At 58.7% G+C, this 16,341-nt stretch carries 12 protein-coding genes and 1 pseudogene; 6 read left to right on the forward strand and 7 right to left on the reverse strand.

All coding sequences use genetic code 11. The annotated features are described in order from the left end of the window. Nucleotides 1-28 precede the first annotated feature (28 nt). Together HNQ83_RS01775 and HNQ83_RS01780 are read left to right on the forward strand one after the other, a co-directional pair. Nucleotides 29-1,054, forward strand: a complete 1,026-nt coding sequence (locus HNQ83_RS01775; protein ID WP_175387387.1) for a putative 2-aminoethylphosphonate ABC transporter substrate-binding protein — start codon at nucleotides 29-31, stop codon at nucleotides 1,052-1,054. Between the two features lie 163 nt (nucleotides 1,055-1,217). Beyond that, nucleotides 1,218-1,775 (forward strand): phosphonate degradation HD-domain oxygenase, encoded by a 558-nt coding sequence (locus tag HNQ83_RS01780; protein WP_175387388.1) that lies wholly within the window; start codon nucleotides 1,218-1,220, stop codon nucleotides 1,773-1,775. Between the two features lie 228 nt (nucleotides 1,776-2,003). Here HNQ83_RS01780 and HNQ83_RS01785 read toward each other — a convergent pair whose 3' ends face one another. Together HNQ83_RS01785 and HNQ83_RS01790 are read right to left on the reverse strand one after the other, a co-directional pair. Continuing rightward, nucleotides 2,004-3,368 carry a GTPase/DUF3482 domain-containing protein gene (locus HNQ83_RS01785; RefSeq protein ID WP_175387389.1) on the reverse strand — a complete coding sequence of 455 codons (1,365 nt, stop codon included), beginning with the start codon at nucleotides 3,366-3,368 and terminating at the stop codon, nucleotides 2,004-2,006. Then, nucleotides 3,361-4,731: a DUF2868 domain-containing protein gene (locus tag HNQ83_RS01790; protein ID WP_175387390.1), complete on the reverse strand. Its 1,371-nt coding sequence runs from the start codon at nucleotides 4,729-4,731 to the stop codon at nucleotides 3,361-3,363. Before HNQ83_RS01790 ends, HNQ83_RS01785 begins: the two co-directional genes overlap by 8 nt. 96 nt (nucleotides 4,732-4,827) lie before the next feature. On the opposite strand from HNQ83_RS01790, the gene HNQ83_RS01795 reads away from it, so the two are divergent. Continuing rightward, complete coding sequence (locus HNQ83_RS01795; RefSeq protein WP_175387391.1) at nucleotides 4,828-5,340, forward strand: dihydrofolate reductase; 513 nt, start codon at nucleotides 4,828-4,830, stop codon at nucleotides 5,338-5,340. A gap of 120 nt (nucleotides 5,341-5,460) precedes the next feature. On the opposite strand, the gene HNQ83_RS01800 is transcribed toward HNQ83_RS01795, so the two are convergent. Further along, entirely contained in the window at nucleotides 5,461-6,852 is a 1,392-nt protein-coding gene (locus HNQ83_RS01800) for an L-cystine transporter (protein ID WP_175387392.1), read from the reverse strand. Nucleotides 6,853-7,093: 241 nt separating this feature from the next. On the opposite strand from HNQ83_RS01800, the gene HNQ83_RS01805 reads away from it, so the two are divergent. Then, entirely contained in the window at nucleotides 7,094-8,149 is a 1,056-nt protein-coding gene (locus HNQ83_RS01805) for a haloacid dehalogenase-like hydrolase (RefSeq protein ID WP_175387393.1), read from the forward strand. A 186-nt stretch (nucleotides 8,150-8,335) separates the two neighbouring features. Here the strand turns inward: HNQ83_RS01805 and ilvD are convergent, their stop codons facing one another. The 4 genes and pseudogenes from ilvD to HNQ83_RS01825 all read right to left on the reverse strand — a co-directional run bounded on the left by ilvD (nucleotide 8,336) and on the right by HNQ83_RS01825 (nucleotide 14,336). Next, nucleotides 8,336-10,177 carry a dihydroxy-acid dehydratase gene (ilvD, locus tag HNQ83_RS01810; RefSeq protein ID WP_175387394.1) on the reverse strand — a complete coding sequence of 614 codons (1,842 nt, stop codon included), beginning with the start codon at nucleotides 10,175-10,177 and terminating at the stop codon, nucleotides 8,336-8,338. Nucleotides 10,178-10,465: 288 nt separating this feature from the next. Then, nucleotides 10,466-11,655, reverse strand: a pseudogene (locus tag HNQ83_RS01815) (MFS transporter). A 33-nt stretch (nucleotides 11,656-11,688) separates the two neighbouring features. Further along, entirely contained in the window at nucleotides 11,689-12,765 is a 1,077-nt protein-coding gene (locus tag HNQ83_RS01820; protein ID WP_175387395.1) for a SagB family peptide dehydrogenase, read from the reverse strand. A 374-nt stretch (nucleotides 12,766-13,139) separates the two neighbouring features. Next, complete coding sequence (locus HNQ83_RS01825) at nucleotides 13,140-14,336, reverse strand: class I SAM-dependent rRNA methyltransferase (protein WP_007995488.1); 1,197 nt, start codon at nucleotides 14,334-14,336, stop codon at nucleotides 13,140-13,142. A gap of 311 nt (nucleotides 14,337-14,647) precedes the next feature. Between HNQ83_RS01825 and HNQ83_RS01830 the strand changes: the two genes are divergently transcribed. Then, nucleotides 14,648-15,463 (forward strand): HDOD domain-containing protein, encoded by an 816-nt coding sequence (locus HNQ83_RS01830; protein WP_175387613.1) that lies wholly within the window; start codon nucleotides 14,648-14,650, stop codon nucleotides 15,461-15,463. A gap of 45 nt (nucleotides 15,464-15,508) precedes the next feature. Further along, complete coding sequence (mutM, locus tag HNQ83_RS01835) at nucleotides 15,509-16,321, forward strand: bifunctional DNA-formamidopyrimidine glycosylase/DNA-(apurinic or apyrimidinic site) lyase (protein ID WP_175387396.1); 813 nt, start codon at nucleotides 15,509-15,511, stop codon at nucleotides 16,319-16,321. The last annotated feature ends 20 nt before the right edge of the window (nucleotides 16,322-16,341 follow it).

Consider the following 16,341-nt stretch of genomic DNA (forward strand, 5'->3'; position numbering starts at 1 on the left):
TTAACCTCAACTCAAACAGGAAAAGATCATGTTCAAGCCTATGGCCCTGGCCGCTGCTGTCCTCACCGCTTTCAGCCTGAACGCTTACGCTGCGAAAACCGAGTTGACGGTGTACACCGCCCTCGAAGCCGAACAACTGAAGACCTATAAAGAAGCGTTCGAAAAGGCCAACCCCGACGTCGAGATCAAATGGGTGCGTGATTCCACCGGGATCATCACCGCCAAACTGCTGGCCGAGAAGGCTCGCCCACAGGCTGACGCCGTTTGGGGCCTGGCCGCTTCGAGCCTGGCCATCCTCGACCAGCAAGGCATGCTGCAAAGCTACGCGCCGAAGGACCTGGGCAAAATCGGCGGCAACTACCGTGACGCCGCCAACCCGCCGGCCTGGGTCGGCATGGACGTCTGGGCCGCGACCATTTGCTTCAACACCGTCGAAGCCGAGAAGCAGGGCCTGACCAAGCCAGTCAGCTGGCAAGACCTGACCAAGCCTGAGTACAAAGGCAAGATCGTCATGCCGAACCCGGCCTCGTCCGGCACCGGTTTCCTCGACGTCAGCGCCTGGTTGCAGACCTTCGGCGAGAAGCAGGGCTGGCAGTACATGGACGACCTGCACCAGAACATTGGCCAGTACGTTCACTCCGGCTCCAAGCCGTGCAAGCTGGCGGCGGCGGGTGAATTCCCGATTGGTATTTCTTTCGAATACCCGGCCGTTCAACTCAAGCGCCAGGGCGCGCCGCTGGACATCATCCTGCCGAAGGAAGGCCTGGGCTGGGAGATCGAAGCCACCGCTGTGATCAAGGGCACGCCACACGAAGACGCCGCGAAGAAACTCGCGGACTTCTCCGCAAGCCCGCAAGCGATGGAACTCTATAAAGAAAACTTCGCCGTACTCGCCCAACCGGGTATCGCCAAGCCGCAGACCGAATTGCCGGCGGATTATGAGCAGCGTTTGATCAAGAACGACTTTGCCTGGGCGTCGAAGAATCGCGACGAGATCCTGACCGAGTGGCGCAAGCGCTATGACGGCAAGTCCGAGAAAGTGGCGGCCAAGTAAGATCTTCGTCGGCTGAAAGGGCCTCATCGCGGGCAAGCCCACTCCCACAGGGATTGTTGGTGCTCACACAATTTGTGTCTCACCCGAAAACCTGTGGGAGCGGGCTTGCCCGCGAAAGCGGTCTACCATTCACCGCACATTCCAATTCATCGAGAGACCTCTGATGAACCACAACGAACAAACAGTCGCCAAGGTCTTCGCCCTGTACGAGCGCTTTGGCAGCAGCGATTACATCGGCGAACCGGTGTCGCAGATCGAGCACATGTCCCAGGCCGCGCAGTGCGCCATGGCCGAAGGCTTCGATGACGAAGTGGTACTCGCGGCATTCTTCCACGACATCGGGCACATCTGCGCCGAAGGTGCCGAGAACATGGGCGGCTTTGGCGTGGTCAGTCACGAACGGCTGGGTGCCGACTACCTGCGCAGCGTTGGCTTCAGCGAACGCATGGCGCGCCTGGTGGAGTACCACGTGCAGGCCAAGCGGTATCTGACGCTCAGGGAGCCGGGATACTACGAACGCTTGAGCGAGGCCAGCCGCCGGACGCTGGAGTATCAGGGCGGTGTGATGACCGAAGCCGAAGCCGCGGCGTTCGAGCAAGACCCGTTGTGTGAGCTCAGTTTGCGCATGCGTCAGTGGGATGAGCTGGCCAAGGAGATGCATGTGCCGGTGATTGATCTTGGCATCTTGAAGGAAAAGGCGGCGCGTCTGTTGGCTGTATAAAACCTCTGGACCGAGGCGCGGCTTTCGCGAGCAGGCTCGCTCCCACAGGGGGAAGCGATCAACTGTAGGAGCGAGCTTGCTCGCGATGAACCAGAGAGCGCCGTGGGGTGTCAGGCTGCCAGCGTTATCGTTGGCGTCCATCGCGAGCAGGCTCGCTCCTACAGGGGAATACGGTCAACTGTGGGAGCGAGCCTGCTCGCGAAGGGGCCAGTTCAGACACCACAATCTCTACAACTGCTGCGCCAACACCTCAACCTGCTCCTGCCGCTCCGCCTGATTCAACTTCGCCTGGGCATTGAGCGACGACCACTGCGGGTGCGCCCGCGCCTTGTTCAGCGCTTCAGGCAGTTTTCCTTCGCGCCAGGATTTGTCCTGAGGCGTGGCGACTTGAATGCTGTCCATCGCTGCATGCCCACGGGCATCCAGCGCTTGCAGCAGTTGCCGCTGCCGCAACGCCAATAGGCGCAGGACGTTGTCATCGACGGTCAGTTCGCGCTGTCCCTTGATCTTGCCCAGCAAGCGACTGCCATAACTGCGCGCCGTTTGCAGGGCGCCACCGGCGATGGCGCCGGCCAGTGCCGCAGCGCCTAGGGTAATGCCACCCACCAGCAAGTCGACTCCGGCCCCGGCTGCCGCGCCAGCAGCGATCCCGCCACCGACCCGCACACCCAATTGCTTGAGGGTTTCCGGATTGAACAAGTCATCGCCCCAACGGCCGTCGAGCAGCGGCAAGTCGCTGGCCGCCGCGTCTTGTGGGCGGAAGGCGTAAAGCTTGAGCAGTGCTTCGACGCAGCGCTGTTCCCGCTGGCGAACGGCTTTACGCAGTTCGCCGATGGCCTGCTGTTCCTGCTCTGCATCACTGACCACGCTGCGCCGGCAGGCGGCGCAGTCGATCAATAATTCGGCAATCAACCGTGCCGCGCTCTGTTGACGGGCCAGTCGCTGGGCCTGCTGATCGGCAATCAACCGCTCAAGCTGTGGACGAGCATGCTCCAGCAGGAGCGCGAGGCTTTCATAGAGTCGACGCTCGCCATCCTCCGGCGGCGCGACGCTGTCGAATCGCACCAGCGCATGCAGACCGAGGCGCGCCAGTGCTTCGCGCCACGCCGGTTCGCGGTGATTAGTGCTGCTGACGAAATTCAGCACCGGCAGCAGCGGTTTGCCACAACCGGCCAGCACCTCCAGTTCGTCGCGGTACTTGGCCAACACCGGTTCGCGGGCGTCGATCACGTAGAGGCCGGCATCGCAGGTCAGCAGTTGCCGCAGTACTTTGGCTTCCTGTTCGAACCGCTGTCGTGCTTCGCTACCTTCAAGAAAGCGCGCCAGTCGTGCCGGACCATCGAGGCGTTCGCCGGGGCGCTCCAGGCGTTCGAGGTAATCGAGCAGGGCGATGGCGTCTTCCAGCCCTGGTGTGTCGAACAGGTCGAGCAAGGGCTCGCCGTCCACGGATAAACGAGCGCCCTCTACATGCCGCGTGGTGCTGGGGCGGTGGGATACTTCGCCGAAGCCGACATCTCGGGTCAGGGTACGCAGCAATGAGGTCTTGCCGACGTTAGTGTGGCCGACGACGGCGAGCTTCAGAGGTTTAGTCATGACCCGTCTCCAGCCAATTCAGCGGCGCACTGTCGGCGAAGGGCAGCTCCAGTTGTTGCAGCGCCACATGCCAATCGCCGAGTCGGTCGGCATCCAGTGCTTCACCGGGCGGCGCCTGCAGCAACCAGATGCGCGTGGCGCTGGCGCTGCGGGCCAGCTCGGCGATCAGTGCCAGGCTGCCGCGATCCGGCGAGCGCCGTGGATCACACGCGATGGCCAGACGAGCCGGGGGGAAGCGGCTCAGTTGTTCGAGGAGTTTGTGTCGCGATTCACGGCTGTCGAGAATGCCGGCATTGCTCACATTCTTCGGCAATTGCGGTGGCCACGGGCGTTGATCGTCCAGCTCGATGGCCACGAGCAATGCGCCGTCGCTTTGCTGGTCGCTGACACCGCTTTCGACCCGATGCAGTTGCGCAGGCGCTTCATCGCTGATGCCCAGGCGTTCGCTGGTGGGCATCAGGCGTTCACGCAGTTGCGCATAACCGGGCAGGTTCAAATCCAGCTGCAACTGTGCCTGGCCGGTTTTCCAGCGCCACAGGCAAAACAGCGCCAGCAGCAGGCGCGGTATAACGCCGTAGACCAGCAGCACACCGACCAGCCAGGCGGCCCAGGCCTGGCGGGCGCTTTCGATATTCAACGCGGCATCGCCGCTGGCACGGATCATCTCCTCGGTCGGCACGCTGAAGCCGAGCAGGGCCGGCAGGGCACCGAGGCCCTGGGTCATGGTGATAAAGGTGTCCGCGCCGAGGATGGTGGTTTCCCAGACGAAACCGTAGCGCCGCGTGGCCATGAGCGTCAGCAGCATCACCAGTGCACTGAGCATCGCCAGCAACCACAAGCCGTTGACCAGCACGCCGATGGCCCAGCGATTGAGTTTCTGCCGTTGCAACAGCAAGAGCAGGGCAGGTGCCAACTGCGCGGCTTTGGCGTCGCGGGCGAGTTTCTCGCTGAGCCACAACCACAGGCGTCCGAGGCTGGCGCCGTGCTCACCGGCAAACACCAGGCCGATCACCCAACTGACCAGTAGAATCAGGTTGAGTCCGAGCAGGCTGCCCAGCGCCCAGAACACATTCACTGGCGTCTGGCCGTCGCCCAGTGCGGCAAAGGCCAGGCCGGCGCCGCTGACCACGGCCAGCACCGCCAATACGATCAGCGCCAGCCGCGCGCCTTGCAGCCAGTGTTTGAGCGCATCGCTCATGCCATCCCGCTCGGCCAGCCACAGGGCACGGCGTTGAATGCGTGTAGGCAAGTCGCCGCCCGCACTGCGGGCCAGGCGGTTGGCTTCCAGATCCTCCAGGGGGCCGGCGTGTTCTTCGCGCAGGCGGATGGTTTCTGTCAGCCAGAGATTATTCAGTTCAGTCACGCGGCATCCCGTCGCTTAATTGAGCTGTGAGCATAACCGCTGTAGCGCTGGTCGGGGTGAGTTGCGGGATGGCGAGCCTCTGGTATCCTCCCTCGAATGAACAATACTCTTCCTCTATGCCTGATCGCCGCACTTGGTGAAAACCGAGTAATTGGTGTCAACAACAGCATGCCTTGGCACTTGCCGGGTGATTTCAAATACTTCAAAGAAACAACGCTCGGCAAGCCGATCATCATGGGTCGCAAGACCTGGGATTCTCTTGGGCGTCCGCTGCCGGGGCGTCTAAACATCGTGGTTAGTCGCCAAGCCGAACTGCAGTTGGAAGGGGCGGAGGTTTATCCGTCACTAGAAGCTGCGGTGGTTCGGGCTGAAGAGTGGGCTCGTGAGCACTGTGTCGACGAAGTAATGCTAATTGGCGGAGCGCAGTTGTATACGCAAGGTCTGCCACACGCTGATCGGTTGTACCTTACTAGTGTTGCGTTGAGTCCAGAGGGTGATGCGTGGTTCCCGGAATTCGATTCGAAGCAATGGAAACTGGTATGGGACAAGCCCAATCCAAGTGAAGGCGACAAACCGGCGTATACATTTGAGGTTTGGGAAAGAGCCTAAGAGCTTCGCGGGCAAACCCGCTCCCACAGTGCCCGAGTTGAACCACACATTGTGTGAACACCGAACATCCCTGTGGGAGCGGGCTTGCCCGCGAAGAGGCCCGCTCAGTCTATGAAAGACTTAGGCGTGAGCCAGCGCCGAATGCTCATCCGCCTCCAGCAGTTCCTTATCCGTCTGCTGCATCACCTGGCTGGTAATCGCACCCGCCGTGATCGAACCGCTCACGTTCAGCGCCGTACGCCCCATATCAATCAACGGCTCGACCGAAATCAGCAACGCCACCAGTGACACCGGCAAGCCCATCGCCGGCAGCACGATTAGGGCGGCAAAGGTCGCGCCACCGCCAACCCCGGCCACACCGGCTGAACTCAAGGTCACAATCGCCACCAGCGTCGCGATCCACAACGGGTCCAGCGGGTTGATGCCCACGGTCGGCGCCACCATCACCGCCAACATCGCCGGGTACAGGCCGGCACAGCCATTCTGGCCAATGGTCGCGCCGAACGATGCGGCGAAACTGGCGACCGACTGCGGGATGCCCAGACGGCTGGTCTGCGCTTCGATGCTCAACGGAATGGTTGCCGCGCTCGAACGGCTGGTAAAGGCGAATGTCAGCACCGGCCAGATCTTGCGGAAGAAGCGCAGCGGATTGATCCCCGCAGTGGATACCAGCAGGCCATGGACCACAAACATCAGGCCCAGGCCGATGTAGGACACCACCACGAAACTGCCGAGCTTGATGATGTCTTGCAGGTTGGAACCGGCAACCACTTTGGTCATCAGCGCCAGCACGCCGAAGGGAGTCAGCTTCATCACCAGGCGCACCAGGCGCGTCACCCAGGCTTGCAGGGTGTCGATGGCGTTGATCACTTTCTGACCTTTTTCAACGTCATCCTTGAGCAGTTGCAGCGCAGCGACACCCAAGAAGGCGGCGAAGATCACCACGCTGATGATCGACGTCGGCTTGGCCCGCGCCAGATCGGCGAACGGGTTTTGCGGGATGAACGACAACAACAGTTGCGGCACATTCAGGTCGGCGACCTTGCCCGCGTAATCGGACTGGATGATTTGCAGGCGGGCCAGTTCCTGAGTGCCCGCCACCAGGCCTTCGGCGGTCAGGCCGAACAGGTTGGTCAGGCCGATGCCGATCAGCGCCGCGATGGCGGTGGTGAACAGCAGCGTGCCGATGGTCAGGAAGCTGATCTTGCCTAGCGAGGAAGCGTTATGCAGACGAGCCACGGCGCTGAGGATCGAAGCGAACACCAGCGGGATGACGATCATTTGCAGCAATTGCACGTAACCGTTGCCCACCAGATCGAACCAGCCGATCGAGGCTTTGAGCACCGGATTACCGGCGCCGTACACCGTGTGCAGGGCCACACCGAATACCACGCCCAGCGCCAGCGCGAGCAGGACTTTTTTCGCCAGGCTCCAGGTGGTGTGGCGGGTTTGTGCGAGGCTGAAAAGTAACGCGAGGAATACCAGCAGATTGAGAATCAGCGGCAGATTCATAAGAACTCCGAAAGTGACGTGTGCCAGCCACCTTCCGGGGCAGCTGCGAACCGGGAAGCCTAACAGCTTGAAATCTAATGAATTAATATCAAAAACGTCTTGAAACTGTCGTTTTTGGAATAAGCGCGTGTCGCTTTTGGGAATACGGCTGGCGCGATAGGCACGTTGGCGGTCGCTGACGGACGAGGACTGTCACACTTATTTGTTAGCGTCGATGTCTTTCACTCAGGGAGAAAGACCGATGAAGTTAGCACCGAAATTTTTGGCTGCAGCTCTTTGCCTGGGCCTCGCCGGCCAGGTACTCGCCACGGATCTGAAACACTGGCCCGCCGATCAGGCCAAGGCGCTGGACGCGATGATCGCCGCCAACGCCAACAAAGGTAACTACGCGGTGTTCGACATGGACAACACCAGTTACCGCTACGACCTCGAAGAATCGTTGCTGCCGTTCATGGAGAACAAGGGCCTGATCACCCGCGACAAACTCGACCCCTCCCTGAAGCTGATGCCATTCAAGGACACCGCCGACCACAAGGAAAGCCTGTTCAGCTACTACTACCGCCTCTGTGAAGTCGACGACATGGTTTGCTATCCATGGGTCGCCCAGGTGTTCTCGGGCTTTACGCTCAAGGAACTCAAGGGCTACGTGGACGAGATGATGGCCTCCGGCAAACCGGTGCCGGCCACTTATTACGAAGGCGATGTGGTCAAGAAACTCGACGTCAACCCGCCGAAGATCTTCACTGGCCAGCAAGAGCTCTACAACAAGCTCATGGAAAACGGCATCGAGGTCTACGTGATGACCGCCGCCTCCGAAGAACTGGTGCGCATGGTCGCGGCCGATCCGAAGTACGGCTACAACGTCAAACCGCAGAACGTCATCGGCGTGTCATTGCTGCTCAAGGACCAGAAGACTGGCGAACTGACCACGGCGCGCAAGCAAATTACCGCCGGCAAGTATGACGAGAAGGCCAACCTCGGCCTGGAACTGACCCCGTACCTGTGGACCCCGGCAACCTGGATGGCCGGCAAGCACGCGGCGATCCTGACCTACATCGATGAATGGAAAAAGCCGGTCCTCGTTGGTGGCGATACTCCGAGCAGCGACGGCTACATGCTGTTCCACGATGTCGACGTGGCCAAGGGCGGCATCCACCTATGGGTCAACCGCAAGGACAAGTACATGACCCAGATCCAAGGCATGATGGCCAAGAACGCCGCGGCACAGGCCAAGGAAGGGTTGGCGGTGACGGCGGACAAGAACTGGGTGATCGTGAAGCCTGAAGAGATCCAGTAAGGATTTTGATTCACTGTAGGAGCGAGCCTGCTCGCGATGGTCGTTAACGATGACGCGGGAAACCTGACACCCCGCAGCGCTCTGTCGTCCATCGCGAGCAGGCTCGCTCCTACAGGTGAAAGGTGACCGGTAGAAACAAAAATACCCCGCAGTTGGCGGGGTATTTTTTTGTGCGACGGTTAAGGCTTACAGCCCGTCCAGCATCGCCTTGTTACGCACAGCACCCTTGTCGGCGCTGGTCGCCAGCAGGGCGTAGGCCTTCAGGGCGGTGGTCACTTTACGTGGACGCACTTCCACGGGCTTCCAGCCTTTCTTGTCCTGCTCGACGCGGCGCGCGGCCAGTTCTTCGTCGCTGATCAACAGGTTGATCGAGCGGTTCGGAATGTCGATCAGCACCTTGTCGCCGTCCTGCACCAGGCCAATTGCGCCACCAGCAGCGGCTTCAGGCGAGGCGTGGCCGATGGACAGGCCCGAGGTGCCGCCGGAGAAACGGCCGTCGGTGAGCAGGGCGCAGGCTTTGCCCAGGCCTTTGGATTTCAGGTACGAAGTCGGGTACAGCATTTCCTGCATGCCCGGGCCACCTTTCGGACCTTCGTAGCGAATGATGACAATGTCGCCTTCCTTCACTTCGTCGGCGAGGATGCCGCGCACGGCGCTGTCCTGGCTTTCGAAGATCTTGGCGTTGCCTTCGAACACGTGGATCGACTCATCGACGCCCGCGGTTTTCACCACGCAACCGTCCAGCGCGATGTTGCCGTACAGCACGGCCAGGCCACCTTCTTGCGAGTAGGCGTGCTCGACACTGCGGATGCAGCCGTTTTCACGATCGTCGTCCAGGGTTTCCCAACGGGTCGACTGGCTGAACGCGGTTTGCGTCGGGATGCCCGCAGGACCTGCCTTGAAGAAGTGATGCACCGCTTCGTCGTCGGTCTGGGTGATGTCCCACTTGGCGATGGCTTCTTCCATGCTGCGGCTGTGGACGGTCGGCAACTGCGTATGCAGCAGGCCGCCACGGGCCAGCGAACCGAGGATGCTGAAGATCCCGCCGGCACGGTGCACGTCTTCCATGTGGTACTTCTGGATGTTCGGCGCGACCTTGCACAGTTGCGGCACGTTGCGCGAAAGACGGTCGATGTCGCGCAGGTCGAAATCGATCTCGGCTTCCTGGGCGGCGGCCAGCAAGTGCAGGATGGTGTTGGTGGAACCGCCCATGGCGATGTCCAGGGTCATGGCGTTTTCGAACGCCTGGAAGTTGGCGATGTTGCGCGGCAGTACCGACTGATCGTTCTCGCCGTAGTAACGCTTGCACAGCTCGACGATGGTGCGGCCGGCCTGCAGGAACAGCTGCTCGCGGTCGCTGTGGGTGGCCAGGGTCGAACCGTTGCCCGGCAAGGCCAGGCCCAGGGCTTCAACCAGGCAGTTCATCGAGTTGGCGGTGAACATGCCGGAGCACGAACCGCAGGTCGGGCAGGCGCTGCGCTCGTACTCGGCAACCTTCTCGTCAGAAGCGCTGGAGTCGGCGGCGATCACCATGGCGTCGACCAGGTCGAGACCGTGGCTGGCCAGTTTGGTCTTGCCGGCTTCCATCGGGCCGCCGGAGACGAAGATCACCGGGATGTTCAGGCGCAGGGCGGCCATCAGCATGCCAGGGGTGATCTTGTCGCAGTTGGAGATGCAGACGATGGCGTCGGCGCAGTGGGCATTGACCATGTATTCGACGGAGTCGGCGATGATCTCGCGGCTCGGCAGCGAATAGAGCATGCCGTCGTGGCCCATGGCGATGCCGTCATCGACCGCGATGGTGTTGAATTCTTTTGCCACACCGCCAGCGCGTTCGATTTCGCGGGCGACCAGTTGGCCCAGGTCCTTGAGGTGGACGTGGCCCGGTACGAACTGGGTGAAGGAGTTGGCAATGGCGATGATCGGCTTTTTGAAGTCGTCATCTTTCATCCCCGTGGCGCGCCACAGTGCGCGGGCACCGGCCATGTTGCGGCCGTGGGTGGATGTTTTCGAGCGGTAATCAGGCATGAAGCACTCCGGGCGGCTAATCAGGTATCAAAAGGGAAGTGAGCTTCTAGTGACGTCTGGAGTACTCGGAAATGGCCGTGTGTCCATAGGTTGCCGATAACTTTGCGGGATCGCCGCGCGCTTCAGCTTGAGCTCATAAACCCGCCGGGGATGACTGGCGATGAATGTTCGCGATTCTACACGGCTGGCGGCTGGAGGGAATGGTGCGGTTGATTTGGGCTGATGAGCGTTTCTGTTTTTCGCTTCTTTATATTCGGCGCCTTCGGCTCAGTGTCCGCAGGTACTCAATCAGCGCCCTATCCTCGTATTTGTCAGCAACCCCCAAAGGCTGAGACCAATGAAACCGATGGCTATGGCGATCATTAAATGATCGTTGGCTTGTGCAAGAGCGGCACTGGTGACTGCTGCGGTGACAAACATAATGGAGTTGCCTGCGGATGCAGCAGTTCCGGCTTTACTGGAAAACAGGAGCATCGCGGCAGAAATGGCTGCCGGCCGCACAAGTGTGACGGCCAATGCGCTGATTATCATTGGAAAAAGCAATGTGACAGTGGTCATTGCCTCTAAACTCACAACCAAGCCTAACGTCAGGCCAGCGACACAGAGCAAACTCAAGCCGATATTGATTTGTCTTTCGAGGGATATGTGCCTCTGTGCTGCTGAAGCCAGTACGCCGCCGAAGACGTAGGCCACGCCATCAACACCAATCCGTATTGGGATTCGGAAAGTTTGAAGTCATCCATGAAAATCAGCGGAGTTACGCTGATCAGGGCGAAATAGCAGGAGAAGACCAGCGCGGCGATCCACCAGTAGCGAAGGAAGTCTCGATTCCCCAGGATAGTTTTCAAGGTGCGGAGGGTTGAAATAGGTTCACGTTCAGGGGCATTCGATGCGGGGGGCAAAATGAGTTGAGCATGTATGAAAATGCCGAGTGCCATTAGGGAAAATGCATAGAAACTGCCTTTCCAGTCGAAGGTGTTTTGCAGCCAGGAACCTAGCAGGGGAGACAGCGCGACAAAGGAGCCACTTAGAGTCATGTAATAAATGCGTACCCGAGCGCGGTCCTTTTCTTCGAACAAGTCTTCGACCAGTGCGTGGCCCAGGACGAAGAACCCACATCCCAACGCTTGAACGGAGCGAAAGAATAGAAAACTCCAGTAATCCTTAGCCAATGTGCAGCCCATTGCACCTATTGCAGAAAGGATGAGGCATCCGAGAATGACCTCCTTACGCCCCCACTTGTCCGAAAAGGGGCCGGTAAAAAACTGCGAAACTGAAAAAATCAGTGTAAACAAGCTAACGGTAAGGGCGATATCTACAGTTGATGTGTTGAATTCCTGTGCCAACGCAGGAAATGAGGGAAGCAGGATGTTGAGTGGGAAGAAGCTGATCAATGAAATGCAAGTTATGAGGGTGAAGCGGGATAGTTTTTGATTTGTGATTTTGTCGCGTGCCTTGGTGTGTGAAATGCCAGACATTATTTTTATTTCCGGAAGGTGGAGTGGTTTTTGTTATTTTTGCTTCAATAGATCAGTTAACTCCTTGCAATACGCCTCGCCATCGCTGTGTCCTGCACCAACAAATAAAAAAACCTGCTCGGAATAATCGCTAAGGTTTATTTGTTTTTCTATTTTTGATTCGGTGAGGGCTGCAGTTATCCACGTTTTCAATCCAAAAGAGGTCGCGCATAACTGTATTGTTTGTGAGATATGGCCAACTTCTAGCAAGGCAACCCGGTAGGCTTGTGAGTGTCGATACTTCCACCACATTTTATCCAGTCGTGATGTGATGAAAATTCCAAAGGGGATATTGTCTATAAAGTGTTGTCCTTGAAGAAGTGAACCCAGGGGTTCCTTGAGACGACTCAGTAATTTCAAGGCGTGAGCATCTGGGTGGTAGTAATAAATTCCCGGGTCCAAATCTTTGACGTTATAGGCGTATAAGTATCCTTCGCTTGCGTTCAGACCTCCGCCTGAAGGGCTACTTCGTCTCGCTTTTAACATGTCCGACGTAAGGTCGTTGGTGTCATTCTCTCGCTCCTTCAAATAACCGAGGCTGTGGTATAGAAGAGTGCTGACGTCATCCAGCGTTACAGGCTTGGTCAGAAACGAACGACAGGTTTTTCGTTGCAGCAAGGCTTGATTGAGTGCCCAATCTTCCTGAACTGTATTCGTCAAAGGGACTGGCAGGCATAGCATGTTTTCTCGTGAGAGATGAGAGAGCGGGTGATGGGGTGGTGCCTGCCTGCCCATGACTTCCTGGCAATGAATAAAGTAGTGCTCGGCCCATTCTTTTGGGTTCTGTGGAATATCGCCAAAATTCAGGTTCTTGGTGCCAATGTGAAAAATTTTGGAAAGGTCATCCCAACACCATTCATTGAGAGGCAATGGCTGATCCACAAAGACGCCGGCAGCAAGAAACTCTGCATCTATTGGATGGCTGGCATCAAATAGCGAGGTTTGCTCAATAAGCTGTATTAATCGGTCAGCATGATCTGTATCAATTTCGAATTGTTCATGAGACTTGTAGTTCCATATGAACAGGCGAGGTGGTTTGGGGAGTAGGAAGATGTAGGGATTAAGCTGCATATGGGGCTCCTAAATAAAAGCCGGTCCTTTTGTTGAAGGTCCGGCTTTTCCTTTGTTGTTATTTAGGAGTGCAGAGCATGGCGTGATGATGTGTGGCTGCTTTGTGCTCGAGCTTAACTTCTTTCATGGTTAAATCTCCAGTAAAGGTTTTATGTCTACCACTATGTTTCAAGTGGTGAGAGGGATAATAGACTTGGCTGGATTGAGGTCAATTGAAATGGTGTAGGGTATTTCTTGGAAAAGTGTGGGGCAATTCCTAAGAGTTTATTGTTTTAGTTAAGTTGCTAATAAGATTGAATTATTTTTAAGCGAAAATGGTAGTCATATGATCGCCCGCACATACGTACGAACGATCATCAGGATAGGAGTAATCCTTAGCTATTCGGCAGCAACCGGCAAGTAATGCTCTTTATGTAACGCGTCTCAGCAATCGCCGGATGCACCGGATGGTCCGGGCCCTGGCCGCCACGCTCCAGCATCTGGATGTTGCGGTCCAGGTGACGGGCGCTGGTCAGGAGGATGTTTTGCAGGTCGTCTTCCGGCAGGTGCATCGAGCAGGAGGCGCTGACGAGGATGCCGTCCTTGGTCAGCAGGCGCATGGCTTGCTCGTTCAGGCGGCGGTAGGCGCCTTCGCCGTTTTTCATGTCTTTCTTGCGTTTGATGAACGCCGGCGGGTCGGCCACGATCACGTCGAAACGTTCTTCGCTGGCTTTGAGCTCTTTCAGGGCTTCGAACACGTCGCCTTCGATGCAGGTCATCTTCTCGGCAAAACCGTTCAGCGCGGCGTTGCGCTCCACGCCGTCGAGGGCGAAGGCCGAGGCATCGACGCAGAACACTTCGCTGGCGCCGAATGCGGCAGCCTGAACGCCCCAGCCACCGATGTAGCTGTAGAGGTCCAGTACGCGCTTGCCCTTGGCATAAGGTGCCAGGCGCGCGCGGTTCATGCGGTGGTCGTAGAACCAGCCGGTTTTCTGGCCCTGGATGACCGGTGCTTCGAATTTCACGCCGTTTTCTTCCAGCGCCACCCACTCCGGCACCAGGCCGAACACGGTTTCGACGTAGCGGTTGAGGCCTTCGGCGTCACGGGCGGCGGAGTCGTTCTTGAACAGAATGCCGCTTGGCTTGAGCACTTGGGTCAGCGCCGCGATCACGTCGTCTTTATGGGCTTCCATGGTCGCCGAAGCGATCTGCACCACCAGGATGTCACCGAAACGATCGACCACCAGGCCCGGCAGCAGGTCGGAATCGCCGTAGACCAAGCGATAGAACGGCTTGTCGAACAGGCGATCGCGCAGCGACAGGGCCACGTTCAGACGGTGCACCAGCAGCGACTTGTCCAGCGGCAGCTTGATGTCGCGCGACAGCACGCGTGCGCAGATCAGGTTGTTCGGGCTCATGGCGACGATGCCCAGCGGCTTGCCGCCGGCGGCTTCGAGGATCGCCTGATCGCCGGCCTTGAAGCCGTGCAACGGGGTCGCGGCTACATCGATTTCGTTGCTGTAGACCCACAAATGACCGTTGCGCAGACGACGGTCGGCGTTGGCTTTGAGGCGCAGGCTAGGCAGGGACATGACGTCGCTCCGGAAAAAAGAGCGGGAGTATAGCGTGTTGGAGCCTGTGGAGGGGTTGATGGGCGATGAAACGCTGATGGCCCCTTCGCGAGCAGGCTCGCTCCCACATTGGCGTGGGTCAATGCAGATTCTATGTGGGAGCGAGCCTGCTCGCGAAAGCGCTTTCAAATAGATGAAAGTTTCCGCGATCTGCTCGCTTGTATGTCGGATCCAATATTTAGAAGCTAGAATCTGCGCCTGGCCCAGAGTGTGTACATATGTCCCAAGAGTTAACTCCCGAACAGATTCAGCAATCCCTGCAAGGCATCAGTGTGCCGCCCCAGCCGCAGATCATGGTGGACCTGCAGATGGAGCAATACATGCCCGACCCGGATCTGGATGTGATCGCGAAGCTGATCTCCCAGGATCCAGGGCTCTCCGGTTCCTTGCTGAAAATCGTCAATTCGCCGTATTACGGGTTGACCAACAAGATCGCCTCGATCGAGCGCGCGGTGAATCTGCTGGGCAGTCGCTCGATCATCAACCTGATCAACGCGCAGTCGATTAAGGGCGAGATGAACGACGAGACCATCGTCACCTTGAACCGCTTCTGGGACACCGCCCAGGACGTCGCGATGACCTGCCTGACCCTGGCCAAGCGTATCGGTGCCCAGGCCTGCGACGAAGCCTATGCCCTGGGTCTGTTCCACGACTGTGGCGTGCCGCTGATGCTCCAGCGTTTCCCCGACTACATGACGGTGCTGGAACAGGCGTACGCCAACGCCGGCCCCGACTGCCGCGTGGTGGACACCGAGAACCAGGTGTTCAATACCAATCACGCCGTGGTCGGTTATTACACGGCCAAGTCCTGGCGTCTGCCGGACCACGTCACGGCCGCGATCGCCAATCACCACAATGCCCTGGCGATATTCAGCGATGAGTCTTCGCGCAACAGCACGCTGAAGAACCTGCTGGCGATCCTGAAGATGGCCGAGCACATTTGTGCGTCTTACCGGGTATTGGGCAACCAGACCGAAGACCATGAATGGGACAGCATCGGGCATCTGGTGCTCGATTACGTCGGCCTCTCGGACTACGACTTCGAAACCCTCAAGCAGACGATCCGCGACCTCGGCACACACCGCTGAGTAGCGTACCCTCTTCTTTTTCGAAAGCCTGATTCGAGTACCACCATGCCTGAACTGCCAGAAGTCGAAACCACCCGTCGCGGCATTGCTCCGCATCTGGAAGGGCAGCGCGTCAGCCGGGTGATCGTGCGCGATCGTCGTTTGCGCTGGCCGATTCCCGAGGACCTGGATGTGCGCCTGTCCGGCCAGCGCATCGTGCTGGTGGAGCGCCGCGCCAAGTACCTGCTGATCAATGCCGAAGTCGGCACCTTGATCAGCCACTTGGGCATGTCGGGGAATTTACGTCTGGTAGAGGTTGGCACGCCTGCCGCCAAGCACGAGCACGTGGACATCGAACTGGAGTCGGGCCTGGCCCTGCGCTATACCGACCCACGCCGGTTTGGCGCGATGCTCTGGAGCCTCGATCCTCTGCACCACGAGTTATTGATTCGCCTGGGGCCGGAGCCGCTGACCGACCTGTTCGACGGTGACCGTCTGTTCCAGCTGTCCCGCGGGCGTTCGATGGCGGTCAAGCCGTTCATCATGGACAACGCGGTGGTGGTGGGCGTCGGCAACATCTACGCCACCGAAGCGCTGTTCGCCGCCGGTATCGATCCGCGTCGCGAGGCCAAGGGCATTTCCCGTGCGCGGTACCTGAAGCTGGCGATCGAGATCAAACGCATCCTGGCCGCCGCCATCGAGCGTGGCGGTACTACGCTGCGGGACTTCATCGGGGGTGACGGTCAGCCGGGCTACTTCCAGCAGGAACTGTTTGTGTACGGTCGAGGCGCCGAACCTTGCAAGGTATGTGGCACCGAGTTGCGAGAAGTGAAGCTCGGGCAGCGTGCCAGCGTCTTCTGTCCACGCTGCCAGAGCTGAAACGCCGACGGTCTATAGTC

The sequence above is a fragment of the Pseudomonas sp. C2B4 genome (assembly GCF_013359695.1).
Taxonomy (GTDB): domain Bacteria; phylum Pseudomonadota; class Gammaproteobacteria; order Pseudomonadales; family Pseudomonadaceae; genus Aquipseudomonas.

What these genes read in the sequence shown, in the direction of transcription:
- HNQ83_RS01775 (WP_175387387.1), top strand. Translation starts at nt 29, where the DNA reads ATGTTCAAGCCTATGGCCCTGGCCGCTGCTGTCCTCACCGCTTTCAGC.
- HNQ83_RS01780 (WP_175387388.1), top strand. Translation starts at nt 1,218, where the DNA reads ATGAACCACAACGAACAAACAGTCGCCAAGGTCTTCGCCCTGTACGAG.
- HNQ83_RS01785 (WP_175387389.1), bottom strand. Translation starts at nt 3,368, where the DNA reads ATGACTAAACCTCTGAAGCTCGCCGTCGTCGGCCACACTAACGTCGGC.
- HNQ83_RS01795 (WP_175387391.1), top strand. Translation starts at nt 4,828, where the DNA reads ATGAACAATACTCTTCCTCTATGCCTGATCGCCGCACTTGGTGAAAAC.
- HNQ83_RS01800 (WP_175387392.1), bottom strand. Translation starts at nt 6,852, where the DNA reads ATGAATCTGCCGCTGATTCTCAATCTGCTGGTATTCCTCGCGTTACTT.
- HNQ83_RS01805 (WP_175387393.1), top strand. Translation starts at nt 7,094, where the DNA reads ATGAAGTTAGCACCGAAATTTTTGGCTGCAGCTCTTTGCCTGGGCCTC.
- ilvD (WP_175387394.1), bottom strand. Translation starts at nt 10,177, where the DNA reads ATGCCTGATTACCGCTCGAAAACATCCACCCACGGCCGCAACATGGCC.
- HNQ83_RS01820 (WP_175387395.1), bottom strand. Translation starts at nt 12,765, where the DNA reads ATGCAGCTTAATCCCTACATCTTCCTACTCCCCAAACCACCTCGCCTG.
- HNQ83_RS01825 (WP_007995488.1), bottom strand. Translation starts at nt 14,336, where the DNA reads ATGTCCCTGCCTAGCCTGCGCCTCAAAGCCAACGCCGACCGTCGTCTG.
- mutM (WP_175387396.1), top strand. Translation starts at nt 15,509, where the DNA reads ATGCCTGAACTGCCAGAAGTCGAAACCACCCGTCGCGGCATTGCTCCG.